This window comes from Streptomyces sp. NBC_01176, from assembly GCF_045039825.1.
In the GTDB taxonomy this organism is placed as follows: Bacteria; Actinomycetota; Actinomycetes; order Streptomycetales; family Streptomycetaceae; genus Streptomyces.
This window is the reverse complement of sequence record NZ_CP108600.1, coordinates 478,066-502,120: the sequence shown is the minus strand read 5'-3', so window position 1 is coordinate 502,120 and position 24,055 is coordinate 478,066. Positions and strand designations below refer to the sequence as shown.

At 70.9% G+C, this 24,055-nt stretch carries 17 protein-coding genes; 5 read left to right on the top strand and 12 right to left on the bottom strand.

The genetic code is table 11. The features are described from left to right. Window positions 1-273: 273 nt before the first annotated feature. Both OG199_RS01810 and OG199_RS01805 read right to left on the bottom strand, forming a co-directional pair. Window positions 274-1,173, bottom strand: a complete 900-nt coding sequence (locus OG199_RS01810; protein WP_405827478.1) for a DsbA family protein — start codon at window positions 1,171-1,173, stop codon at window positions 274-276. Then, window positions 1,170-1,604, bottom strand: coding sequence for an Rrf2 family transcriptional regulator (locus OG199_RS01805; RefSeq protein ID WP_356801239.1), 435 nt, complete (start codon window positions 1,602-1,604; stop codon window positions 1,170-1,172). The genes OG199_RS01810 and OG199_RS01805 overlap by 4 nt, the downstream gene beginning before the upstream one ends. A 138-nt stretch (window positions 1,605-1,742) precedes the next feature. Between OG199_RS01805 and OG199_RS01800 the strand changes: the two genes are divergently transcribed. After that, window positions 1,743-2,249 carry a cupin domain-containing protein gene (locus OG199_RS01800; protein WP_356801238.1) on the top strand — a complete coding sequence of 169 codons (507 nt, stop codon included), beginning with the start codon at window positions 1,743-1,745 and terminating at the stop codon, window positions 2,247-2,249. Between the two features lie 36 nt (window positions 2,250-2,285). Here OG199_RS01800 and OG199_RS01795 read toward each other — a convergent pair whose 3' ends face one another. Together OG199_RS01795 and OG199_RS01790 are read right to left on the bottom strand one after the other, a co-directional pair. After that, window positions 2,286-3,008: an FAD binding domain-containing protein gene (locus tag OG199_RS01795; RefSeq protein WP_401804817.1), complete on the bottom strand. Its 723-nt coding sequence runs from the start codon at window positions 3,006-3,008 to the stop codon at window positions 2,286-2,288. 291 nt (window positions 3,009-3,299) lie between these two features. Continuing rightward, window positions 3,300-4,433 carry a glutathione-independent formaldehyde dehydrogenase gene (locus OG199_RS01790; protein WP_356801236.1) on the bottom strand — a complete coding sequence of 378 codons (1,134 nt, stop codon included), beginning with the start codon at window positions 4,431-4,433 and terminating at the stop codon, window positions 3,300-3,302. A 174-nt stretch (window positions 4,434-4,607) separates the two neighbouring features. Here OG199_RS01790 and OG199_RS01785 point away from each other — a divergent pair, with 174 nt between their 5' ends. Further along, window positions 4,608-4,799 (top strand): hypothetical protein, encoded by a 192-nt coding sequence (locus tag OG199_RS01785; protein WP_030190387.1) that lies wholly within the window; start codon window positions 4,608-4,610, stop codon window positions 4,797-4,799. Between the two features lie 610 nt (window positions 4,800-5,409). Here OG199_RS01785 and OG199_RS01780 read toward each other — a convergent pair. The 3 genes from OG199_RS01780 to OG199_RS01770 form a co-directional block, all read right to left on the bottom strand. Continuing rightward, window positions 5,410-7,959 carry a discoidin domain-containing protein gene (locus tag OG199_RS01780; protein WP_401804820.1) on the bottom strand — a complete coding sequence of 850 codons (2,550 nt, stop codon included), beginning with the start codon at window positions 7,957-7,959 and terminating at the stop codon, window positions 5,410-5,412. A 469-nt stretch (window positions 7,960-8,428) separates the two neighbouring features. Next, the gene (locus OG199_RS01775; RefSeq protein WP_405827473.1) at window positions 8,429-11,179 is read right to left on the bottom strand and encodes a molybdopterin-dependent oxidoreductase; all 2,751 of its coding nucleotides are present in this window, start codon (window positions 11,177-11,179) and stop codon (window positions 8,429-8,431) included. After that, complete coding sequence (locus tag OG199_RS01770) at window positions 11,176-11,997, bottom strand: FAD binding domain-containing protein (protein WP_405827471.1); 822 nt, start codon at window positions 11,995-11,997, stop codon at window positions 11,176-11,178. The genes OG199_RS01775 and OG199_RS01770 overlap by 4 nt, the downstream gene beginning before the upstream one ends. Before the next feature lie 214 nt (window positions 11,998-12,211). Here OG199_RS01770 and OG199_RS01765 point away from each other — a divergent pair, with 214 nt between their 5' ends. Further along, window positions 12,212-13,780, top strand: coding sequence for a helix-turn-helix domain-containing protein (locus OG199_RS01765; protein ID WP_405827469.1), 1,569 nt, complete (start codon window positions 12,212-12,214; stop codon window positions 13,778-13,780). Here OG199_RS01765 and OG199_RS01760 read toward each other — a convergent pair. From OG199_RS01760 to mdlC, 3 genes are all read right to left on the bottom strand, one after another. Next, window positions 13,734-14,132 (bottom strand): molybdopterin-binding protein, encoded by a 399-nt coding sequence (locus tag OG199_RS01760; RefSeq protein ID WP_168532912.1) that lies wholly within the window; start codon window positions 14,130-14,132, stop codon window positions 13,734-13,736. The genes OG199_RS01765 and OG199_RS01760 overlap by 47 nt on opposite strands. Before the next feature lie 110 nt (window positions 14,133-14,242). Continuing rightward, complete coding sequence (locus OG199_RS01755; protein WP_405827466.1) at window positions 14,243-15,367, bottom strand: hypothetical protein; 1,125 nt, start codon at window positions 15,365-15,367, stop codon at window positions 14,243-14,245. Window positions 15,368-15,600: 233 nt separating this feature from the next. Next, window positions 15,601-17,172, bottom strand: a complete 1,572-nt coding sequence (mdlC, locus tag OG199_RS01750) for a benzoylformate decarboxylase (RefSeq protein ID WP_405827464.1) — start codon at window positions 17,170-17,172, stop codon at window positions 15,601-15,603. A 221-nt stretch (window positions 17,173-17,393) separates the two neighbouring features. On the opposite strand from mdlC, the gene OG199_RS01745 reads away from it, so the two are divergent. Then, window positions 17,394-17,885 carry a hypothetical protein gene (locus tag OG199_RS01745; RefSeq protein ID WP_356802743.1) on the top strand — a complete coding sequence of 164 codons (492 nt, stop codon included), beginning with the start codon at window positions 17,394-17,396 and terminating at the stop codon, window positions 17,883-17,885. Between the two features lie 161 nt (window positions 17,886-18,046). Here OG199_RS01745 and OG199_RS01740 read toward each other — a convergent pair whose 3' ends face one another. Both OG199_RS01740 and OG199_RS01735 read right to left on the bottom strand, forming a co-directional pair. After that, the gene (locus OG199_RS01740; protein WP_405827462.1) at window positions 18,047-20,395 is read right to left on the bottom strand and encodes an FdhF/YdeP family oxidoreductase; all 2,349 of its coding nucleotides are present in this window, start codon (window positions 20,393-20,395) and stop codon (window positions 18,047-18,049) included. 138 nt (window positions 20,396-20,533) lie between these two features. Continuing rightward, on the bottom strand, window positions 20,534-21,265 hold the full coding sequence (locus tag OG199_RS01735; RefSeq protein WP_401804838.1) for a DUF1275 family protein: 732 nt from the start codon (window positions 21,263-21,265) through the stop codon (window positions 20,534-20,536). A gap of 392 nt (window positions 21,266-21,657) precedes the next feature. On the opposite strand from OG199_RS01735, the gene OG199_RS01730 reads away from it, so the two are divergent. Then, window positions 21,658-23,892, top strand: coding sequence for a SpoIIE family protein phosphatase (locus OG199_RS01730; protein WP_356802749.1), 2,235 nt, complete (start codon window positions 21,658-21,660; stop codon window positions 23,890-23,892). Window positions 23,893-24,055 lie beyond the last annotated feature (163 nt).

The following is a 24,055-nucleotide window of genomic DNA, read 5'->3' as shown; positions in this document are numbered from 1 at the left end:
GGGACGGGCGCGGCTCGGGCGAGTGGCGGGCGGCCGGTGCCGAGAGCGGCGGTCAGGCGCCTGCGGGCCGGGGACGGCGGAAGGTCAGCGACAGAGTGCGCTGCTGGTGCGCCGCAGGTCCACGTAGCGGCACACCACACCGGGGTGCGTCGTGAGCATGCTGCACATCCTGGGGGCAGCCTCGACCGGCTGTCAATGGACACCAATTGGTGTCTCATTCGGCGGGACGGTCACTGATCGCAGATCAGAGACCCGCGGGCCAGGGGGGAGTACTCAGTGGTCGGCGGCGGGATGCGCCGCGGCCTCATCGGGGTGCAGCCACAAGGGACCGTTGCCGGTGTCCACCCGCACGGCGTGCGCCGGCGGCCACGCACCGTCCGTGAGCAGCCGCCGCTCGGGATCCGTCAGGCTCCGGTAGCGCTCCAGCGCGTCCACCGGGGAGAGCCGTGCGGGGACCCTCAGCAGCCCGGGACGGAGCGCGTCCACGGCGGCGGCGTACTCCTCGAAGGACCGCCAGCCGGGCACCGCGCGACACCCGGCGGGGGACCGGACCAGCAGGGTCGGCAGCGCGTACCGGCGCCCACCGTCGCCGGTCTCCTTGGCCGCGCCGGGATGCGGTGACCCGCCCCCCGGCGCCAGCACCTCGGCGACGGGCCGACGGGCCTCGGCCCGGTCGGCGCGCACCTGCTCGAGCACCGTCCCGGACGCGGCCTCGGCGGTCAGCCGCCGCAGGTCGAGCCCCGGCGTGCCGCGTACCGCGGACAGCGCCAGCGCGGCGGTGTCCGCCGGTTCCCCGAGGACGAAGACGGTCTCCCGCAGCCGTCGCAGCACCCGCTCGGCCACGTCACCGCCCTGGAGTTCGGCGGCCTTGGCGACCAGGGAGGAGGGCCAGGAGCTGGCCGCCACACGGCTGAGCCGCAGGGCGCGCGGGGCGTGGCTGTGCGCGCTGATCTCCTCGACGTAGCGCGCGTACCAGGCGGTCTCCGCCACCGGGTCGGGCGGCGGGTCGTCGTCGTGGTCGAAGAGGATCGCGTACGCCCGCCGCCAGCGCACCCGGCCGCCCAGCGCCGCCCGCAACTTGCGGAAGACGGGCTCCGATCCCCAGGCCCAGGGGCACAACGGGTCGGTGTACTCCACCACTTCGACCGACGGCGGCAGCGGCGAGCCGGTCACGCGGCGCCCGTCCGGGCCAGCCCGCCGGCCGCTGCCCCGGGCAGCAACGACCTCAGGGTCACCCCGCCCAGGACCGCGGCCGCGCCCGCTTCGACCTCGCGCCACACACCCGGCAGCCCCGCCGCCGGACCGGGATAGTCGAGGCCCTCCAGTGGCGCGCCGCGCAGGGTGATCAACTCGCCGTCGACGGCGCGCGCGACGTCCAGCAGGGTGATCTCCTCCGCGGGCCTGCCAAGCCAGTAGCCGCCTTCGCAGCCCCGCTGACTGCGCACCAGGCCCGCTCTGCGCAGCTCGCCCACCACGGACTTCAGGAACCGGAACGGGATCTCCTGCGAAGAGGCGATGGCCTCGCAGGTGAGCGGACGGGCGGGTTCACGGGCGAGCTCCAGGAGCGCCCGCATGGCGTAGTCCGCCTTCGCGGAAATATGCATGCGCACATCATGCCCGAGGAGCCTGCGGCGCGAAGGGCGTCGAACGGCTCGGGCCTCACATTGCGGGAACATTGCCGCAGGTGAACGGCAATGGACACCACTTGACATCCTTTTCCGGCCCGCTCTAGCGTCCCCGCCATGAGCGAGCCGTCGACGACCCCTGGTGAAGGCTTTCACCCTCATCTCCACGACACCGCGGGCCGCCCGGCGGCACCGCTGCGCACCCGCCTGCACCACATCCGGTCCGACTCCCTGGACGGCGACACCGCCCAGAGCGGCGGCATGCGCAGGTTCGCGGCCGTCAGCGGGAAGAACGTGGGTTCCGAGAAGCTGTGGATGGGCCAGACGCACGTGGCGCCCGCCACGTCCTCCTCCGACCACCATCACGGAGAGTCCGAGACCGCCATCTACGTGGTGAGCGGACATCCCGAGTTCGTCTTCCTCGACGACTCGGGCAGCGAGCCGGAGGAGGTACGGCTGCGCACCTCCCCGGGCGACTACATCTTCGTCCCGCCGTTCGTACCGCACCGGGAGGAGAACCCGGACCCCGACGACGAAGCGGTGGTCGTCATCGCCCGCAGTACTCAGGAGGCGATCGTGGTCAACCTTCCGCACCTGTACGCGCTTCCGGCCGACGAGACGTGAACTGCGGCCGGTCCGTGGACAGTCGGGAGCTCCGGATCACCGGTCGGAGGCGCGGGCCAGGACGGCCGTGACCTGTTCGCGGACCGACTCCGAAGCGGTGGAGTGGAGTGCGCCGATGTCCGTACGGTCCAGGGTGTGGAGCACCTGAGCGGAGTCCGTGTCGCACTCGACGCTCTCGCAGAGGACGTCGTAGCCGTCCCGGACCGCTACCCGCAGGCGGTGGCGTCCGTCGGCCTCGGCGTGCACGGCGGTGGCGACGACGAGGGGCGGCGGACCGCCCGCATCGCCGGACGCCTTGTGGTAGCCGCTGACCACGGGTTCACGCCAGTGGAGGCTGAGCAGGAGATGGTGCTTGGCGATCACCTCGGCCAGGTCGGTCTCGTAGACCCTGTCCGGTTCCAGCACCGTGGCACCGGCGTCCAGGACGAGTGCCGCGGGCAGCAGACAGCGCAGCGTGCTGCCGACGAGGTTGCCCCCCACGGTGGCCGTCCGGCGGACGGCTCCGGTCCCCACCGAGCCCGCCGCCCGCCGCAACACCTCCGGCACACGGTCGTCGATCCGGTTCAGCACCACGGCGGAGCCGAGCGACCGGGGCCCGATCGCGTTGGCCTCCGGCAGGTTGCGCAGCGACATGGCCCGCTCCGGGAAACCGTCCCGCTGCCAGGTGGCCCAGACCAGTGTCGCGCCGCCTATCGGCTCCGCCCCCTCGGCCATGCACTCCTGTGCTTCGGACACGGACGTGGGCAGACGCAGCAGCATGGCAGCCGACCCTGCTTTCCTGGGGAGTTGGCGATGGTGGAACGCGGCAGCTCAACCGTACGAGCGCTGGTATTCGCGCATTCTCCCCAGGGACACGGGGGCGCATGCAGGGCTCATCGTTTCATCTGCCGCGCTCCTCGCATGCGGGCACACGACGGATCCGGCCACCGCGGTCGGGCGGCCGGTGCGGCACGTGCGCGGGCAGCACGCCGAGAGGCTGGAGCCGCATGACCCACTGCGACTCCAGCCTCTCGTCCATCCTTGCGGACGGGTCCTGTCGGTTTGCCGGGACTACGGGTGCAGCACGACCTTCGTGTAGCCCTCGATCCGCTTGTCGAACTTGTCGTACGCCGACGGCGCCTGGTCCAGGGGCAATTCATGCGAGACGACGAAGCTGGGCTTCGCCCGGCCCTCGATGATCATGTCGCGCAGGAAGCGGTTGTAGCGCTTCACGTTGCACTGGCCCGTCCCGATCCTCAGGCCCTTCTCGAAGAGCTTGCCGATCGCCACGAGGAGCATGCCGTGTTTGGCCTGCTCGTCCGGGCCGCCGGGGTCGGACGGGACATAGAGCCCGGGTACGCCGACCGCTCCGGTCGCCCGGACCGTCCCCACGAGCGAGTTGAGGACGGTCGCCGGCTCCTCGTGATCCGTGCCGTGCGCCGTGGCCTGGTAGCCGACGGCGTCCACGCCCTTGTCGGTTCCGACGCCCTCGGTCAGGTCCTTGATCTGCTCGACCGGGTCGCCCTCGGCGAAGTTGATCGGAACCGCGCCGATCTCCTCGGCCTTCTGCAGCCGTTCGGGGATGCGGTCCACGACGAACACCTTCTTCGCACCGCGTATCAGTGCCGAGTACGCGGCCATGAGCCCAACCGGTCCTCCGCCGTAGACCGCGACGCTCTCGCCAGGTCGGACCTGCGCGAGTTCACAGCCGTGGTAGCCGGTGGGGAAGATGTCGGCGAGCAGGATGAAGTCGCTCTCGTGTTCCTCTCCCGGCGGGAGCTTCAGGCAGTTGAAGTCGGCGTAGGGGACGCGGAGATAATCGGCCTGACCGCCCTTGTACGGTCCCATGGCGACATAGCCGTAAGCGCCGCCCGCGAAACCGGGATTGACGGTGAGACAGTAACCCGTGAATCCCTCCACGCAGTTGGTGCAGAAACCACAGGCGACGTTGAAGGGCATGACCACCCGGTCGCCCTTCTTGAGCGCGGTGACGCCCTGGCCGATCTCCTCGATGATTCCCATGTTCTCGTGGCCGAAGACGATGCCGGGCTCGGCAGCGGTGCGACCCTCGTACATGTGCAGGTCCGACCCGCATATCGCGGTGGAGGTGATGCGCACGATCGCATCGTTCGGGTGCTGGATGCCGGGCTTTTCGACCTCTTCGACCGCCACGGTGAACGGCTCCTTGTACACAACGGCCTTCACTGCTGTCACCTCCGTCGGGAAATGCGCGTCCGGTTGTCACCCCCGCCGCCCCGCCGCTCTGTCGCGTGACCCATCTCTCATGATTGTCCGGTCTGCCCGATCGGACAAGCCGGTAATGTCGCGATGAATGGCATTCCCCTGCCGTAGCGAGAGAATGGAAAGGGAGAGCGAAAGGTGTCAGCACAGAGACTCGGAACCCTGCTTGTCCCCGTACCCGGCCTGTCCGGCACCACGTACCCTCCCGGGACGACCGTGACTGTCCGCGGTCGGGGCGCCACGGTGGACGCCTTCGTCAACGGCGACTGGCTTCCCCTGTCGTGGTGGGAGTTCTCCGACGGCCTGCGCGAGGACATCGCCGACCGCTGATCCCCGCTCGTCTCACCGCACCGGCGTGGTCCCGTGGTGGATGCCGCCCCGCTTGTCGCCGCCCGGACCGTGCGGTCCACAGCCCCCGAGAGTGGGTCACCGAAGCCGCTGACTGCGGTCCGTAGTGGAGCGGGGACGTACGGTGCGCGCCCTCGGCCAGGAAGCCCGGATGGCTGGTGCTGCCGCGGTCGAGCACCTGGACGCCACCCCTCGCACGGATCCGCTCCGGACGGCGGTGACGTCCGCGCGAGCGATCGTGCGGCGGCCGGTGCGGTGAGCACCGGCAGGTACCCCAGGCCGGCCGGGACGCCGTAGGCGCGGGCCGGCGCGGCCCGGGGCCTGGAACCCTCCTGGCCGGGCAGCGGGAGGTCCGACGACAGGAGGTGGCCGTCGTCGCCATGTCCTCGTGTGCGAGGCGGTGGCAGTGCGGGCCGACCCCCGCACCACTGCCCAGTCCGGTGTGACTCGACGGCGTCACCGCGCGTGAGCGCCAGACCATGGCCCTGGCCGGTGCCGGCGGTCCGGCCCCCGTGAACACCACGAGCCCGTGGCCCGCCACCAGGGCGGACCACGGGCCTGCGGTCAGGTGTTCAGCGGCCCCGACGGTTCGTCAGGGGAACAGAGTGATCTTGGACGGGACGGTGTCCGTCCCCGAGGTGGGTGCGCCCGTGTTGTTGATGACGTGGGCGTACTGACCCTTGCCGCCGAGCGAGATCACCAGGATGTCGTGCATCTTGATGCCTGTCTTGACGGGGACCTGGAAGCCGTGTTGCTGGACGATCGTCGGATCGGAGGTGAAGTTGCAGTAGCTGCCCAGACCCCAGGCCTCGTGGACGTTGACCGTGTCCGCGACCTTGTAGGCGGCGTAGCCGACGATGCCGTCATGGGTGACGGCCGCGGCGTTCGGCACGTCGTAGGCCTTCTCGTTCTGGAAGAAGATCGTCCGGCCGCGTTCGCCGTTCCAGAGCACGTCGTACTTGTTGAAGTGCTCGACGAACAGACCGGTGGTGAGGACGTCGTCGCCGTTCACCACCAGACCGTAGTCGGCCCGGTTCGTCTCCCAGCCGACCCCGGTGCCGTGGTCGGCACGCCAGAGCCAGGTGTGGTCGATGATGGCGTCGTCACTGTTGACCACCACGGAGTTGGTGGCCAGACCGGGTCCGGCGCCGCCGATGCGGACGAACACGTCCTGCATGGTGGTCGGGTTGGCGGCGTGGTCGGCCGAGCTGCCCGCCGGACCGATCTGCAGCAGCGTGTCGGACCTGGTGGAGCCCGCGTCGATGAGGAACCCGGCCAGCCGGACGCCGTCGACGTCGGCGACGTGCATGGCGTCGACCCCGTTGTCGGGAACGATGGTGGCAAGTCCCAGCCCGAGCACGACGGTGTTGGCGCGGGTCACGTTGATGGTCTGGTCGAGGTGGTACACGCCGGGCGTGAAGAGGAGGTTGAGGCCCTGGGCGAGCGCCGTGTTGATGGTCGCGGCGGTCGCGCCGGGCTTGACGACGTAGAACTGGTCCAGGGGCAGCGAGGTGCCGCCGGCGTTGGCGGGCCAGGACACACCGCGGGCGTTGGTCCGCTTGCCGGGCACGAACACCTTGTAGGTGCTGCCGTCCAGGTAGAGGAACGGCTTCTCGCGGGAGACCGGCGTGTTGTCCAGAGTGGTGTACGGGCCACTGTCGAAGTTGGTCGCCGGCGCGCCCTGGACACCGGAGAAGGTCATGTTCCAGACGCCGTTCGTCCAGCCGCCGACCGAGCTGTCACGGGTGTACCACTGCTGCTGCGAGTAGGGGCCGACCGTGCCGTCGATCTTCGAGTCCGCGATGTAGCCGCCGGACGCCCAGCCGTAGCCGTTCGGGGCGAGGTTGAGCCCGCCCTGGACGTGGATCCGGCGGAACGGCGCCGCCTGTGCGACGGCCCAGCGGTCGGTGCCGTTGACCGGCTTGATCGCCAGGTTCTCCGCGGAGCGCCAGAAATTCTGCGTGGCGTTTCCGTTGAACCAGCCGGCGTCCACGGTGATGTCACCGTTGATCTGCGTGTCGTCGGGGTTGAGCCCGAGCCCGGAGATCGAGGTGTAGAAGCCGAGTTGCGCGTTGATGCCGTTGTACGTGCCCGGCTTCAGCAGGAACTGGTAGCGGCCGGAGCCGAACTGGCTGGACTCCTGCTGGGCGAAGACCTGGTCGAACTTGGCCTGCAGATTGGGGGTGCTGGGATCCACGACGATGACGTTGGGACCGAGGTCCCCGCCGCCCTCGACCGGCGGAGTGCCGGTGGAGCCCGTGTGGACGGCGACCTCCCAGAGCGAGTAGCCGTAGGCGGTGCCGCGGACCGTTCCGTTGATGCGGACGTAGCGGCCCGAGCCGGTGACGTCGTAGGAGGCCGTGCCGCCGGTCCCGTTGGTGACGGACTTCAGAGTCGTCCAGTCCTGGCCGTTGACCGAGGACTGGATAGTGAACTCCTTGCCGTAGGCGGCCTCCCAGTTGAGGTCGACCTTGCAGATGTCCTGGACCGAGCCCAGGTCCACCTGGACCCACTGCGGGTCGGACGCCTGGCTCGACCACCGGGTTCCGGTGTTGTCGTCGAAGGCGCTCGAGGCCGGGGTGCCCGCGTTCTCGGTGGACGACGCGGTGGCGGGCTTGCCCTTGGCGGCGTTGGCGGTGCTGCAGTTCCCCGACGGGGGAGTGCCGGTGTCGCTGGTGCCGAAGACCTGGAACTCCCAGAGCGAGTAGCCGTACTGAGTGGCCCGGGTGACGCCGCTCATCCGGACGTAGCGGCCGTGGCCGGCCACGTCGAGGGTGTCGGTGCCGCCGTCGCCGCCGGTGACGGACTTGATGTCGGTCCAGGAACTCCCGTTGTCGGAGACCTGGATCTTGTAGTCCTTGCCGTAGGCCGTCTCCCAGTTGAGGACGACCTTGCTGAGGTTGGCGGCTGTTCCGAGGTCGACCTGCAGCCACTGCGTGTCGGAGGCGGCCGAGGACCAGCGGGTCCCGGTGTTGCCGTCGACGGCGTTCGCGGCGGGCGTCCCGGCGTTCTCGTCGGACGAGGAGGTGGCGGTCCTGCCTTGGGAGAGGGGCGTCTCTGCCGCGGCAGCGGGCGAATGGGCGGGGAGGGTGATGAGCGCCGCCGCTGCGGCGAGCGCGATCCCCAAGGATCTGAGTCTCATGCGTTCACTCCGTTCGAAGGAGGGGACGGGTCGTGCGGTCCTCCCGAGGCCGTGCACGACCAGTGACGGGGCACGCCAGGGTGACCTCCGTGCCGAGATCCGTGCTGCGGCCGAGGGGACCCGGAGGAGACGAAATGGCTTACTGGGCTGCTTAGTTCAGGCTTTGATTTAAGTCATGAGGCAATGCGCGGGCAACCCCTTGGACGCGTCTTCTTCACAGACTCCGACGACGCGCGGGACGCCGGCGGCCCGGCCCGTACGGGATGAGCTGCCCGGACGTGCCCGGCGCGGCCGGGCGACCGGGAGGGCCGCGATCAGAGGTTGAAGGCGATGACGACGCCCCCGAAGCCGCCCGCTCGGCCGCTCGCGGGTCCTGTCGTGACAGAGAGTGCGAGAAGGCGTCCTTCGGCACCCTCCCCTGGGTGCAGAAGATGAACACAAGCGGGAGAGGTGGCAACCCCCCGTTCCTTTAGGCGTCTTGACGATCCGTCAATCCCGCGTCACGGAGGGCCAGCCAGACCCGGTCGCGGGTGAGCGGAAGGTCCGTGAAACGGAGGCCGGTCGCGTCCCGCAGGGCGTTGGCGAAGGCCGGGGCGACCGGGTTGAAGGGGCTCTCGCTCATCGACTTGGCGCCCAGCGGGCCGATGGCGTCCGAGGTCTCCATGAAGTGCACCTCGGTGCGCGGGATGTCGGCGTACTGGGGGAGGCGGTAGCGGCGGAACGCGGCCGTCTCGACCTCTCCGCGCGCGTCGACACGCACGTTCTCGAAGAGTGTCGCACCCAGTGCCTGCGCCACCCCGCCCTCCACCTGACCGCGGCACTGCATCGGGTTCATGACCTTGCCCGCGTCGGCCGCGTGCACACTGCGCAGGATGCGGATCTCACCGGTGCCCGGGTCGACGGCGAGCCGGAACCACTGCGCGTTGAAGGCGACCGAGCGCGGGGTGCCGCCGAAATGGCCGTCCGCGGTGAGAGCGACACCGACCGCCCGGGCGGCCGCGTACAGCTCCTTGAGCGACAGCAGCCCGCCGGGGTGCGCGACCGCCTCCTCCGCGAGCGCGCACTCGGCGCGCGGTACGCGCAGGTGCGCGGCGGTGAAGTCCAGCAGCTGGTCGGCGAGGGCGCGGGAGGCGCGCAGGGTGGCCTTGCCCGCGACCACGGTGCCGGTGGAGGCGAAGGCGCCCGTGTCATGACGCACGACGTCCGTGTCGGACTGGCGGACGGTGATCCGGTCGACGGTGGTGACGAGTTCGCCCGCCGCGATCTGCCGGTGCACGGTCGTCGTCCCGTTGCCGAACTCCGCGGTACCCACCGCCAGATCGAAGGTCCCGTCGGGCAGCAGCGAGGCCCGCGCGTCGGCGAGGTGTCCGCCGGGCGGCCCCGTGGCGATCATCGCGAGCGCCGCGCCCTCACCGACCAGCCAGCCGTCCGGAACAGCCTGCGTGACGGGTTCGGCCTGGGCCCGACGGACGATGTCGACGCAACGGTCGAGGCCGTAGCTGGCGATGTGCAGGTCCTCCTCCTCGCCGCCGGGGGAGAGCATCGACTCCCCGGGGCCGATGACGTTCTGTGCCCTGAACTCCAGTGGATCCAGGCCGAGTCGGCGTGCCAGCTCGTCGAGTGCGGATTCCATCGCGAACATCACCTGTCCGAGCCCGTAGCCACGGAAGGCGCCCGCCGGGACGGTGTGCGTGTAGACGGAGAAGGCGTCCACCTTCTTGTGCGGGGCGCGGTAGACGGCCAGCGACTCGCCGACGCTGTGGAACATCACCGCCGGCCCGTGGTTTCCGTACGCACCCGTGTTGGAGACCACGCGCAACTGGAGTGCGGTCAGCGTCCCGTCGCGGCGGGCGCCCGCCTTGACGTGGATCGTGAAGGGGTGCCGGGTGGTGGCGCCGTAGAACTGCTCGGCACGCGTGTACTCCAGCTTCACCGGGCGCCGCAGCCGCAGTACGGCCAGCGCCACGATGTCCTCGACCAGCATCTCCTGCTTGCCGCCGAAGCCGCCGCCGACCCGGCCCGCGACGACCCGCACCCGCTCCGGGGGAAGGTCGTAGAGGGCGCACAGCGCCCGCCGGGTCAGGAACGGGGTCTGTGAACTGGTGCGTACGGTCAGCCGGTCGTCCTCGTCGAACCAGGCGACCGCACCGTGCGTCTCCAGGCTGGCGTGCTGCACGCGCTGGGTGCGGTAGGTGTCCTCGTACACGGCGTCGGCCGCCGCGAACCCCGCCTCGACGTCGCCGATCTCACCGTGCGCCTCGCCGACGACGTTGTCGCGCGGGCGGGAGATGCGGGCCGTGACCGCGTCCTTGTCGTGCACGACCGGAGCTCCCGGCCGCATCGCCTCCTCCGGGTCGAGAACGGCGGGCAGCACCTCGTACGTCACCTCGATCCGGCGGCAGCCCTCTTCCGCGGCGGCCTCGCTGTCCGCGACCACGGCCGCGACGCGCTGGCCGACGTACCGGACGGTGTCGTCCAGGACGCGGGTGTCGTCCGGGTCCTCCTCGGGATGTTCGTGACGCGCGGTGGAGAAGTGCCGTTCCGGCGCGTCGTGATGGGTGAGGACGACGTGCACGCCCGGCACCCGCAGGGCGGCGGCCGTGTCGACGGCGACGATGCGGGCGTGGGCGTGCGGAGAGCGCAGCAGCTTCATGTGGAGCAGACCGGGCACGTCGATGTCGAAGGTGTAGCGGGCGGTGCCCGTGACGACCTGGGGACCGGCCGGCGCGGGCAGGTTGCGGCCCACCGACTCACCGGCGGACGGCGCTTCGGTGTGACACACGCCCCGCACCGCGTCCTCAATGGCCCGGTAGCCGGTACAGCGGCACAGGTTTCCCTTGAACGCCCTTGGCAGGTCGCCGAGTTGCTCGTCGTCGAGGGCCGCCGTCGTCATCAGGAAACCGGCCGTGCAGAAACCGCACTGGAAGCCCTGCGCGTCCAGGAACCTTTGCTGCACGGGATGGAGTTCGCCGTCCTCCGAGGCCAGGCCCTCCACGGTGGTGACCGCACGGCCCTCGGCCCGGAAGGCGGGGTAGAGGCAACTGTGCACCGGCTCGCCGTCCACGTGCACCGTGCACGCTCCGCAGTCGCCCGCGTCGCAGCCCTTCTTCACGCCGAACCAGCCGCGTTCACGCAGATACGTGCGCAGACACTGCCCCGGGCGGGGGCGGTCCGAGAACGACCGGCCGTTCACCTCGACCCCGAAGGTTCCCTCACTCATCGTGCCTCCAGCCCCAGCTCGCGGCGGATCTCCTCGGCAAGCCGGAACGTCATGTGCCGCCGCCACGCGGGCAGTCCGTGGATGTCGTCGAACCACTCGCCGTCGGCGACGGCGGAGCCGATGGCCGCCCGCAGGTCCGCCGCGCCCGGTGGCAGCGGGAACCACAGGCGGACCGGTCGTACGGTCGACGCGGTGACGGTCAGCGTCATCGAGTGGTCGACGGGATCGAGGGTGCCGATGACGAGCACACCCGAGCGGCCGAGCCCGTACAGCGACGCCTGACGGAACGCCGTACGACAGCCCAGCGCTCTGGCGGGCAGGGTGACGGAGCGCAACAGCTCGCCCTCGCCGAGGTCCTTGCGCCCGGCGCCCGTCACGAAGTCGGCGACGCGCACCCGGCGGCGTACGCCGTCCTGGGCGAGCAGCAGACACTCCCCGTCGAGCGCCGCCGTGAGCGAGATCATCGGGCCCGCGGGGAGGGCGTTGCAGAGATTGCCGCCGACAGTGGCCATGTTCCAGACCTTGAACGAGGCGAGGAACGCCCGGCAGCACTGCTCGAACAGCGGCGCCGCCCCCGCCGTCAGGCCCTTCCCGAACCGGGAGAGCCGGGCGATGGTGCAGGTGGCGGCGATCTCCAGCGAGCCGTCCGGGTGCGCTCGCACCGGCGTCCAACCGGTCCGGCTCAGGTCCACCAGCCGCCGCAGGTGCGGCTGCGGCTCGGAGAACAGGTACGTCCCACCGCCGAGCCAGGCGTCACCCGGCCGCCAGGGCGCGGGAAGCCGTGCGTCCCTGATCTCCACCACCGTGTTCAGGTCCATACCCGCAGTGAAGCAACGCGCGGGTGTCCTGGACGACTGGTTCACCACACGGAAACACCGACTTTTCCGGCGCGTTCCATGGAGGATCAACCAAGAGGCGTATCCCTCGTATCATCTGGCATTTACGATGCGATCACTCACAACCACCTGGTGAATGTGAGATGCCAGACGGCAGTCCCGTGTCGCCCGGTGGCCGTACGAGGAGCCAGAGCGCATGCACGTCGAACACCTCCTGCAGGACGAGTCCCTCGGCCTGCGCCTGTTGTGGGCCGATGACCCGCTGCTGAGGCAGGAGATCAGCGGAGTGACCGCGACCGACCTCGAGGATCCCGCCCGTTTCGTGCGGCGGGGCGAGGCCGTGCTCAGCGGGCTGGTCTGGTGGTCACCGGAAGACGGACAGGGCCGGGCCGAGCGTTTCGTCGCCGCGCTGAAGACCGCGGGCGCCGCCGTGCTCCTGGCCGGCGAGGAGACACACGGCTCCGTCCCCGACGACCTCGTGGAGGCCTGCGCCCGACACGGGGTGCCGGTGGCCGCGGTCCCGGTCCACATCATGTTCCGTGCCATCACCGACACGGTGTACCTGCGGCAGTGGGGCGAGCTGAGCCGCCACCACGCGCTGCCCGAGACCGTACGGGTCCGGCTGAGCCGCCTGGTCGCCCAGGACGCCGGTCCGGACCTGATCCTCGCGACCGCCCTGGCGCATCTCGGCCGGAGCACCGCGTACGTCTTCACCCCCGCCGGACGCACCGTCGCGGCGACCGAGGGAGCCGTGCCGGTCCCGGCGCACGAAGCCGTCGCGCTGATGTCGGAGGGGCCCGGCGTCACGGTGCCGGTCGAGGCCGACGCCGTCTCCCCGTACGGGCGTTGGCACCTCCACCTGCCCGGCCCCGACGACGCGCCGCCCCGGATGCTGCACGAGATCGCCGCGATCCTGGGCCGCTGTCAGGAGTCGCGGGCGCGGCGCCGGGCCGCCGAGCACCAGGTCGCGGACGAACTCGGCGCGCTGCTCGCTGGGGCCGATGCCGGAGCCGGGACTGCGGCGGTGGAAGGCGCGCTGCGCACGTGCGGCCTGTCGGCCGAGGGCCCGTACGGCGTCGTCGTCGCGGGCACGGGTGCGGGGCGGGAAGGACTCGCGGAGGGGGCGTTGGCGGAGGCAGTCGCCCACGCGACGACGGGCCCCGTCGCCGTCGGGCGGCTGCCCGACGGCACGGCCTTCGCGGTCGTCCCCGCGGCCGCGACCGCCCCCCTCAAGGAGAGCTGGCCGCTCGTCGCAGCCTGCGAACCGTCCACGCCGGTGCATGGCGGGATCGGATCACCCGCCGTCGGGCCGCGGGACCTGACCGGGGCTCTGGCCGAGGCGCGCTACGCGCTGGGCTCCGCCCGCACCACGAAGCCGGACACCTCGGCCCTGACCGACATCGCGAGCCTCACCGGGCTCGACACGCTGCTGACCGGCATACCCGCGGATGTCCGCACCGCCTACAGCCGCACCGTCCTGGGGCCACTCCTCGACACCCGGAACGCCTCCTTCGCCGCCCTCCTGCAGACCCTGGAGACCTTCCTCGCCTGCGACGGCTCCTGGGCGCGTACGGCCGAGGCCATGCACCTGCACGTCAACAGCGTCCACTACCGCATCGGGCGCATCGAGCACTTCACCGGCCGAGACCTGTCCCGCCTCTACGACCGGCTCGACCTGCGGGCCGCCCTGCTCTGCCGTACGGATCTCCCGGATCCCGCTACGCGCGATCGACCTGCACGCTCGTCGAAGGCACGCGCGCGGTGACCGTCACGCCGACCGCGAGATCGAGTTCCTCGACCGCCTCCCGGGTCACGAGCGACACCACGCGGTGCGGGCCTGCCTGGATCTCGACCTGTGCCACGACGTCGTCGACCGTGAGTCCGGTGACGATGCCCGTCAAGGCGTTGCGCACGGATGTGGGCGGCCCGACGACCTCCGCGCGTTCGTCCTCCGCAGCACGCCGCTGGGCGAACCGCGCGAGCCCCACACCGTCGATCACCCGGTTCCCCGACCCGTCCCTGCCCATGGGCAGCCGGCCCCCGTCCGCCCAGCGGCGCACGGTCTCCGGACTCACCCTCAGCAGGCGCGCGGCCTGGCCAATGCTGTACGTCGGCACACAGGAACCCTAACGGGCGCCCGCGGGATGGTGGCGCGTCCCCCGGTCGGTCGCGGGCGGGGCGGATCGCGGGGCGGACGGCGCGGTGGGTGCGCGCCGGGCAGGCTGCGTCAGGCCGGTTCCGCGTAGCGCGAGCCCGCGAAACAGCGTGCCGTCCGCTCCACCTCGTCGCTGTCGCGCAGCCGGCGCAACTCGACCAGGGGGTAGGTCCGGTGGCCGTCGGCGATGTCGTGGGGCAGGTCGATGCTGTGGCCGGGGACCGGCCACAGCAACAGCCACAGATGTTTCTCGGTCACGCCCGGTCTGCGGGCCACGGTGACAGCCACCACCTGGTCCCAGCCGATCGCCACCTCGAGGGCGGCGAAGTTCTGTACGGCCAGGCCGTCCGGTCCGATCCGCAGCCGCAGGGGCCGCGCCCACCTGCGGAAGGACAGCACGCTCAGACACCATCCCAGCGTCGCTCCCAACGGCGCGAGCGCGGCGGCCGGTTCGGGTCCCCAGGGGAGATGGCCGGTGAACAGCGGGATCGTCGCGGCCGTCCCGGCGACCGCGAGGGCGAGCGCCAGCAGCAGCCGCGCGCCGGAGTTGTGACGTGCGGTGAACGTACGAGCCGCCACGGCGGGGACCTCCGCGGCCCGCGGGAACCCGGCCGCGTCGGTCAGCGGCCCGAAGCCGGCGGTCTGCAACGTCACGGGCCCGGGTGCCACCGCCCGGCGCAGCCCGTGCGGGGCTCCTTCGAAGCGCGGGCCCGCGTACCGGGTCAAGGCCTCGATCAACTCGCCCAGGTCCTGGTCGAGTTCGGCGGCGTCGGCCACGTCGTAGACGCGCCGGCCGCCGGTGAAGGATGCCCGCAGGCCCGGCAGTTCCGCGCCGTCAGTGGGAAAGACGTGGAGGTGCGGCGGCGGCGGAGCGGTGGTGCCATCGTCACCGTCCACGTGGTCAGCCGCCCTGTAGTGCAGGGCCACGCCCTCGATCTGTCCCCAGCCGAGGCCTCCGTCGACCAGCGTGATGCCCCGTTCGTCGACGCGCAGGCTGAACGGGTGTGCCGCGCGGCGCAGTTCCCGGATCCCGGTGAGGACGCCCAGGGCGGCCAAGGCCATGAGGAGGTAGGCCGAGTCACGGCCCTGGCCGTTCGCCAGGACCGCCCACACGATCGCCCCGGCCCCGACGGCGAGCCCCCATCCGGTCCGGCGTCTTCCGTTCGCGCGCAGCCGTCCGCTTCTCGTGAACTCCATCTGTCCGCCCCCCTGCCGCTGTCACGGCTCCTCGGTGTGCCCCGGCGCGCGGAGTCACGGAACGCCGTCCGGCTTCGCGCGGTTGCGCCTGCTCTGCCCTTCAGGACGCCGCCGCACGCCCCGCAGGGGGGAACGCGGGATGAACAGACGGCAACCGTCCACCAGTGAGGTCTGCCGCCGCACCGGCGTGCCGCGCACGGGTGCCGTCCGGTCGGGAACCTGCGGCCGCCGGGCTATTTCTGCGGAACCTCGATCAGCCGGGGCATCTGCTCGTGCCGGCCCGTCTCCACGAACTCCGTCACGTCGTCGAGGCTTTCGGCACGGTGGGCCGCGACGCCGTAGCCCTGCGCGATCCGGACCACGTCGATGCCGTCGATGTCCAGATAGGGGCCCTCGGGCACATGCAGCAGATGCGAGAACTCCTGCAGAGCGCGGTACTTGGTGTTGTTGCAGACGACGAAGGTCACCGGCACGCGGTAGCGCACCGCGCTCCACAGCGCGGACGTCGTGTACTCCATCGCGCCGTCTCCGATGAGCGCGAGGACCGGACGGTCGGGGCAGCCGAGCCCCAGTCCCACCGCCGCCGGAAGCCCCCAGCCGAGACCTCCGGAAGCGGGGTAGAAGACCGAACGGGAGCGGGCGATGGTCAGCCGGTCGCGGATCATGTCGGCGGAGGTCCACTCCAGCGCGATCATGGTGTCGTCGCTCTTGCCGCGGTCCACCGCGTCGAGGATCGCCCCGGCCTCGAACCTCGGTCCCGACGTGCTCACTTCGGCCGGCCGGCGGGCGGCGGGCCGAGGCCGGTCCGTCTCACCGACGGCGGCGGCCAGCCGTGCGAGCGCCTCCGCCGGGTCACCCACGACGAGATCTCCGAAGGGGGCCCGCGCGGCTTCGTCCGGATCGTCCGTGACGCCGTACAGACGACCTCCGGGTTTCAGGAAGTCGGCACTGCTCGGGGCGTGGTAGCGGAAGATCGGCGCTCCGAACGAGACGATCACGTCGTGCCCTGCCAGCACCTCGGCGAGATCTCCGACCGCCGAAGGGAGCTGTCCCTGGTAGCACGGGTGCCGTGTCGGGAAGGGCGACCTGGGCGGGCTCGGAGCGATGTACACCGGGAGACGGGCCCGTTCGGCGAGGGTCACCGCGGCGGCGAAACCCTCCTCGGTGTCGGCGCCGGGGCCGAGCACCATGGCCGGATTCCCGGCCCCACGCAGCGCGTCGACCCACTCGTCGAGGGCGGCCTGCCGCACCACCGGGGGCAAGGAGACCTTCCGCCGCAGAAGGTGCCGGACGGCGGCCTCGTCGGCATCCTTGTCCCAGTCGTCCAGCGGCACCGAGAGATAGACGGGGCCGCGCGGGGCGCTGTTCGCGATCATCAGGGCGCGCGACAACAGGACCGGCCCGTCCTCCGGCCGCAGAGGCTCTCCCGACCACTTCACCAGCGGGTCGCACAGCTTGGTCGCGTCCGTGTTGGTCAGCATGGCGTCCAACGGCACGTATCTGCGCGCCTGCTGACCCGCCATCACGACGACAGGCGTGTGACAGGCGGCGGTGTTCGTCAGTCCGCCCATGGCGTTGCCCGTACCCGACGCCGCGTGCAGATTCACGAAGCCCGTCGTGCCCGAGGCCTGGGCATAGGCGTCGGCCATGCCGATGGCGGCGCCCTCCTGCAGAGCGAGGTAATAGGGAATGTCGTCCGGCAGGCCCGTCAGGAAGGACAGTTCGTTGGAGCCGGGGTTGCCGAAGACCGCGCTCACCCCGTGCTGCCGGAGAATGCCGTAGAAGGCATCACTTACGGTCACCATCGAAGGACGCCCCTCTCGCCCGATTTCACGGGTAAACGTTAGTCCGGCGACCGGCGGTGGGCGACTCGGGCCACCTGTCCCGCGTCGACGGCCGAGCCCCTGTCGCCCGTGAGCGACGCTCTTCGTCGCCACGGGTGGTGAACGGGGTATGGGTGTTGAATGGGATACCGGGGGGTCGGAAGAGTGTCCTCTCCCTCATCGGGCCCGGCGAAAGGTCCACCATGACGAGCCTGACACGCGGACTGATGTACGGCGCCGCGGCCGGCGCCGCGGGCACCACGGTGCTCGACACCGTGAGTTACTGCGACATGGCGCTGCGCGGGCGACCCGCCAGTTCCACGCCGGAGGTGACCGTGCGCAGGCTCTCGCAGAGGCTGCACGTCCCGATCCCGGGTGAGGGCGAGAAGCAGGACAACCGGGTGGCCGGTCTCGGCCCGCTGACCGGCTACGCCGCGGGACTCGGCATGGGGGCGCTCCTCGGCGTCGCCCGTGCCGCCGGATGGCGCCCGGCCCTTGCGACCCACTATGCGGTGGCCGCCGCCGGAGCCCTCGTCGGTACCAACGGCCCCATGACGGTTCTGCGGGTCACCGACCCCCGTACCTGGTCACTCGTCGACTGGGTCTCCGACATCGTCCCGCACCTCGCCTACGCCGTGGTGACGGTGGCGGTCGTCGAGCGGATGATGCCCACCACCGGCCGCAAGGGCGGATGACGGGCGACGGCGCCGCACCAGGGTCACCACCTCCCTGGGGCGGCGCCACCGCCCAAGCCACCGCACAGGCCGCCGTGCGAACCATCGCTAGGTGGCCTTCACGTCACCGGGGTGTGCCGGCGTGCCGACTCATGGTCGGCACGGCGGGCCTCAGGTCGGCCTCAGGTCGTCCGGCTCGGCGAGATCGTCACCTTGAGGCTCTTCATCAACGGCTGGTCGCTCTGGATGCTGTAGTCGCTCGCCCCGATGAGCGCGTTCATCTCCGGCATGTACCCGGCCGCGCAACTCCGGGGCACGTCGTAGGGAAGGGCGTGGTACTGGCGGAGCGTGCGACGGGATCCGTCCTTGGCCGTCGCGGTGATGTCGACGAGGCTTCCGTCCTTGATGTGCCGGGCGCGCATGTCGGCCCGGTTCATGAAGACCAGCGTGCGCAGGTTCTTGATGCCCCGGTAGCGGTCGTCGTCGGAGTAGATCGTGGTGTTCCACTGGTCGTGGGAGCGCATGGTCTGCAGGATCAGGGTGCCGTCCTGGGGGACGACGTCGGTCAGCGGGGCCGCCGAGAACTCGGCGCGTCCGGTGGGGGTCAGGAAGACGAGTTCGCGGGCGGGCTGGCGGATGCGGAAGCCCAGGGGAAGCCGCACTCGGCGGTTGAAGTCCTCGAAGCCGTCCAGCACCTTGGCCATGGTGTCGCGGATGCGGTCGTAGTCCTCGATGTAGTGCTCCCACGGTGTGCTGCTGTCCGGGAGGGTGGCGCGGGCCATGCCGGCGATGATCGCCGGTTCGGACAACAGGTCGGGTGAGGCGGGCCGCTTCATGCCCAGCGAAAGGTGCACCATGCTCATCGAGTCCTCGACCGAGGTGGCCTGCACGCCGTGGCGCTGGTGGTCCTTCTCGGTGCGGCCCAGGCACGGCAGGATGAGGGCCTTCTTGCCGTGGACGAGGTGGCTGCGGTTGAGTTTGGTGCTGACGTGCACGGTGAGGGCGCAGCGAGCGAGGCCTTCGGCGGTGTAGGCGGTGTCCGGGGCGGCCAGGGCGAAGTTGCCTCCCATGCCGACGAGCACCTTCACCTTCCCCGCGTGCATGCCCGCCACCGTGGCGACCGTGTCCATGCCGTGCGGACGCGGCGCGTCGATCCCGCAGACGTCGTCGAGGCGCCGGAGGAACGCCTCGGTGGGCCGGTGGTCGATCCCGCATGTCCGGTTGCCCTGGACGTTGCTGTGGCCGCGCACGGGGGAGGGGCCGGCACCTTCACGACCCAGATTGCCCCTCAACAGCAGCACGTTGACGATCTCGCGGATGGTGTCGACGCCGTGTTCGTGCTGGGAGACGCCCAGGCACCAGCTGATCAGGGTGCGGTCGGCGCGGGAGTAGACGTCCGCCGCCTTGAGGATCTCGGCGCGGGTCAGCCCGGACTGGAGCTCCAGTTCCTCCCACGGCGTGGCCTCGCACACGGCCCGGTACGCGTCGAAGCCATGGGTGTGACGGTCGATGAACTCGCGGTCCAGGGCCTTGGGATCGTGCTCGGACTCCTCCAGCACGGCCTTGGCGATGCCTCGCATCAGAGCCATGTCGCCGCCCGCGCGGACCTGAAGGTTGAGCGTGCTCGTCCGCGTCGACTTGAACAGGGCCATGTCCGTGATGTCGTGCGGCACGATGGTGCGCGTGGCGGCCGCTTCCACCAGCGGATTGATGTGAACGATCTGCGCACCGCGGCGGTAGGCCTCGGCCAGCGCGGTCAGCATGCGAGGGGCGTTGGAGGCGGCGTTGACGCCCATGATGAACAAGGCGTCCGCGGCCTCCCAGTCCTTGAGGTCGGCGGTTCCCTTGCCGGTGCCGAGGGCGGCCTGCAGAGCGCGGCCGGAGGCTTCGTGGCACATGTTCGAGCAGTCGGGCAGGTTGTTGGTGCCGAATTCGCGGGCCATGAGCTGGTACAGGAAGGTGGCCTCGTTGCCCAGCCGGCCGGAGGTGTAGAAGGCTGCCTGGTTCGGACTGTCCAGGGCGCGCAGTTCGCCGCCGACCAGGTCGAAGGCCTCCTGCCAGTCGATGGGGACGTAGCGGTCGACGGCGGCGTCGTAGACGAGGGGCTCGGTGAGGCGCCCCTGGTCCTCCAGCGCGAAGTCCGTCCAGGTGGAAAGCTCCGAGACCGTGTGGGCCGCGAAGAAGTCCGCGCCGACCCGCTTCGGGGTCATCTCCCAGGTGACGTGCTTGATGCCGTTCTCGCAGATGTCGAGCCTGAGCCCCTTGGTGTCGTCGGGCCAGGCACACCCCGGACAATCGAAACCGGTGTTCTCGTGGTTCATCCTGAAGATCGCGCGTGGCCCGTCGACCAGGGCTCTTTCCTTCACGAGGACGTGGGTGACGCTCTTGGCGGCGCCCCATCCGGCCGCGGGGTGGTGGTAGTGCACCTGCGACGGCTTCTTGTCCGTGCTCGGGCCCATGCCGCCGTCGGGCGTCCGGGGTGGTTCCTCGTGTTCGGCAGGCGCCGACTCGTTCACATCCGAGGCAGTCATATCCATCACCCTGCAATAGGTGGAAAGGGCGGACTCCGCAGGCTCCGATATTTCATGCTATGGGTGCGTGTCCTGATTGTCCTTGCGTGACCGGACGGGCCGGTCCTCCGTGACCGTCGCGCGTCGGAAGCCACGGAATCACGCGTCGGGGAGCGGTCCGTCGTCGGGCGCCGACCGCCGCCGCACCACGGTCGCCAACAGGGCGGCCGTCACCAGAACGGCAGGAACCGCCGGCGCGAGGAGAGGGGCCCAGCGCACCGCCGCACCACCCACCGCGGCACCGACCGGCAGCAGCAGGATGACCAGCGCGTTGTGCCGCTGCAGCTTCCTTTCGACCGTTGCCTGAGCCACGAGCCCCGTCAGGGCGCCGGTGATGTAGGCCGTCGTCACACTGCTGCCGGCCACCACTCGGACGCTGCCGCTCTGGCAGCCCATCGACACGGCGCCCACGGCGAGCAGCACCCCACGGGCCGTCGTCCCCGGCGCACCGTCCAGGAACAGCCAGGAGGCGAAAACCGCCCACAGCAGCAGACTCTCCGCCAGCAGGGCGCCGGTCACCCCGGCGAGCGGTACGCGGCCCGTCGCGGCCGTGATCCAGCTCCCCGCGGCAGCACCCACCAGATACGCCGCGATGGCGAGAGCCGCGAGGTTGGCCAGCGAGAGGTGCCCATTGCCGAGGGCCAGCCCCAGCAGCGCGGAATTGGCCGTCATGACGCTCGTGAACACCCCGCCCAGCGCGAGGAAACTGACGGCGTTGACGGCGCCGCTCGCCAGCGTCAGCAGAAACTGAGCCGCCCGCGCGTGTCCCGGCCACCCCTGCTCGCCGGGCGCGCTCGGTCTCAACGCCATGACGGCGAGGGGTGCAGCCATGACAGAGGCGCACGGAGCCAGGACAGTGACGGAGGGAGCCATGGCGGAGACAGGCGCAGCCCTGCACAGTCCACGTCCACGCTCCTCACACGGCCTCGTCGGAATTTGCTCCGCCACAGCCTCGATGCGCTCAATCTAAGGGCAGTCCCGTGATCCCCGGTGCATCAGCGCGCGGCGTCGGAAGCGGTGCGTCGCGGGGCGGAGGCCTGTCGCCGGGGCGGACGGCGGGTGACTGAGTTGCCGGTGTCGTCCCCCGGCGGCATTCTGGAAGGTAATCGTCCTGCGGCCCTCAAGGAGTCGTGTCGCCAGGGGAAGAGGGCCGGCCCTCTTCCCGGCCACGCGGAAGCCGTTCACAACGGACTGTCTGCCCTGGGGAGCTGGAGGAGGCGGGCATGCAGGCGCACGAGACGTGGTTCACGCTCACCGAGGAAGGCGGCGTCACCGACTGGACGCGGGCGGCCGCCGAGGCGACGGGAATCGCGGCCTCCGACGCCGAAGGCAGCTCCGCGGGACAACTCCTCGGCCGGCTGCTCGGACCCGACTCGGACTTGCCCTTCAACCTCGAGGTGGGACGCGACACGGACGACGGCGACATCCACGTGTGGCTCGTCCGGCACAGGCCCGAGGACACGATCGGTTCCGTCTTCGACGAGTCCGTCGCGGGTCTCGAGATATACGACCTGGGCCTCACCGTGCTGAGATCCAACCCCGCCGCCCTGGCGCTGCGTGGTCTGCCCGCCGATCAGGTCGTCGACCGACCGGTGGCGGACCTCGGCCCCGGTCTTCCCCTCACCCCGCTCCTCGACCAGGTCCTCACCGGCTGTCTGCCGGCGCTCAGTCGAGAGATCCGGGGACACGACCGCAAGGGCGGCGCGCACACGTACCACGTGACCGCGTACCTTCTCCACGGGGTCTGCCACGACCCCGTCGGCATCGCCACCGTCATCCACGACGTCACCGAGCGGGCCCGGACGCAGGCGGCAGCGGACCTTCTCGCCCTGGCTCGCGGGAGGATCGGGACCACTCTCGACGCCACCCGCACCGCCCAGGAACTCGCCGAGGTCGCCGTCAGGGACTTCGCGGACGTCGCCTCCGTCGACCTGCTCGACTCCGTGTTGCGGGGGGACGAACCTCCCGAGCCACCCGTCGACGCCGATGTACCCCTGCGCCGGGCGGCGTTCGAGGGAGTCGCCCAGATGAGGGGCGTGTACGCGGTCGGCGAACCCAGCCGATTCGTGTACCCCACCCCCTACACGCAGGTGCTCGCCGACCTCGCGCCGCGCCTGGTCGACCCGCACTCCACACCGTCCGACTGGCTGATGCACGACGGCGCGCGAGCCGGCGCGCTGCTACGCGCCGGCATCCACTCGATGATCATCGCGCCGCTGGCCGTCCATGGCCGGGTCCTGGGACTCGCCTGTTTCTACCGCGGCCCCCGGCACCCGGAACCCTTCACGACCGACGATGTCCCGCTGGCAGCCGAGTTGGCCAACAACGCGGCCATCCACATCGAGAACGCCCGCCGCTACGTCCGTGAGCACACCCTCGCCATCACGCTTCAGCGCAGCCTGCTGCCCAGGGTGCTGCCGACGGTCTCCGCGGTCAGCACGTGCCACTTCCACCTCCCGGGAACCGGTCAGGCCCTCTGGTTCGACGTCATCGAACTGTCCAGTGCCCGTATCGGTCTCGCCATCGGCCAGATCCCCGATCAGGGGCTGGCCGCGGCGGCCACCGTGGGGAGACTGCGTACGGCCGTGTCGACGCTCGCCGTGCTGGACCTGCCTCCCGACGAGCTGCTGGCCCACCTGGACGACGCCGCCCAGCGCATCGCCCGCGAGGGGTCCTCACCCCAGTCCTGCGGGGCGGCTCACGCGAGCTGCCAGTACGCCGTCTACGACCCCGTGGACGGACACCTCACCATGGCCAGCGCCGGCTGGCCCCCGCCGCTGATCACCCCGACGGCGGGCGCGACCCCGGAGACCCTCGAGCAGATCGTCGGACCGCCCCTGGGAAACCACGCCAGCTACGAAAGCGTCGACATCCCTCTCGCGCCGGAGAGCCTGCTCACGCTCTATTCCCCCTCGCTGCTGGGCACCGGCCCGCAGGCCGACGAACGGCTCTCCCGGCTGCGGGAGATCAGTGCCCGTCCGACCGCCGACCCCAAGGCCACCTGCGACGCCATCGTGTACAGCCTGCTGCGCGAACCGCCGCCGGACGGAGTCGCCCTGCTCGCGATTCGCACCCACCGCCTCGCCCGCGACCAGGTCGCCTCGTGGCGGTTTCCCCCGGAGGCCTCGTCCGTCGCCGACTGCCGGCACCGGGTCCGCGGACAACTGGAGCGCTGGGGACTGGACTCGCACGCGTTCACGGCGGAGATGGTCGTCAGCGAACTCGTCACCAATGTCATCCGCCACGCCACCGGCACGGCCACGGTGCGGCTGATCCGGGACCAGTCGCTGACGCTCGAAGTCTCCGACGGGGCCACGACCGCCCCCCATCTCCGACACGCCCGCATCCAGGACGAGGACGGCCGAGGTCTGCTCATCGTCGCCGCCCTCACCGACCGCTGGGGCACCCGCTACACAGAGGACGGCAAGACGGTGTGGACCGAAGAGCCACTGCCCTGACGGCCGCACCCGGTGCGGCCACGCGGCGGGCCACCCCCTAGCCCGTCCGGGTGGCGCGCCGCGCCGCGCCGCACTCCGGGCATCCCGGATGTGCCGTCACGGCACAAGGATGGACCGGGTGTTGCATCCAGTGAGCAAGGCCCTGGCGGCCGTCGGAGACCCC

Excerpts from the sequence above, each read along its gene's own strand:
- OG199_RS01805 (WP_356801239.1), bottom strand. The coding sequence starts at position 1,604 with ATGCATATTTCCGCGAAGGCGGACTACGCCATGCGGGCGCTCCTGGAG.
- OG199_RS01800 (WP_356801238.1), top strand. The coding sequence starts at position 1,743 with ATGAGCGAGCCGTCGACGACCCCTGGTGAAGGCTTTCACCCTCATCTC.
- OG199_RS01795 (WP_401804817.1), bottom strand. The coding sequence starts at position 3,008 with ATGCTGCTGCGTCTGCCCACGTCCGTGTCCGAAGCACAGGAGTGCATG.
- OG199_RS01780 (WP_401804820.1), bottom strand. The coding sequence starts at position 7,959 with ATGAGACTCAGATCCTTGGGGATCGCGCTCGCCGCAGCGGCGGCGCTC.
- OG199_RS01775 (WP_405827473.1), bottom strand. The coding sequence starts at position 11,179 with ATGAGTGAGGGAACCTTCGGGGTCGAGGTGAACGGCCGGTCGTTCTCG.
- OG199_RS01770 (WP_405827471.1), bottom strand. The coding sequence starts at position 11,997 with ATGGACCTGAACACGGTGGTGGAGATCAGGGACGCACGGCTTCCCGCG.
- OG199_RS01765 (WP_405827469.1), top strand. The coding sequence starts at position 12,212 with ATGCACGTCGAACACCTCCTGCAGGACGAGTCCCTCGGCCTGCGCCTG.
- OG199_RS01755 (WP_405827466.1), bottom strand. The coding sequence starts at position 15,367 with ATGGAGTTCACGAGAAGCGGACGGCTGCGCGCGAACGGAAGACGCCGG.
- mdlC (WP_405827464.1), bottom strand. The coding sequence starts at position 17,172 with ATGGTGACCGTAAGTGATGCCTTCTACGGCATTCTCCGGCAGCACGGG.
- OG199_RS01745 (WP_356802743.1), top strand. The coding sequence starts at position 17,394 with ATGACGAGCCTGACACGCGGACTGATGTACGGCGCCGCGGCCGGCGCC.
- OG199_RS01740 (WP_405827462.1), bottom strand. The coding sequence starts at position 20,395 with ATGACTGCCTCGGATGTGAACGAGTCGGCGCCTGCCGAACACGAGGAA.
- OG199_RS01735 (WP_401804838.1), bottom strand. The coding sequence starts at position 21,265 with ATGGCTGCACCCCTCGCCGTCATGGCGTTGAGACCGAGCGCGCCCGGC.
- OG199_RS01730 (WP_356802749.1), top strand. The coding sequence starts at position 21,658 with ATGCAGGCGCACGAGACGTGGTTCACGCTCACCGAGGAAGGCGGCGTC.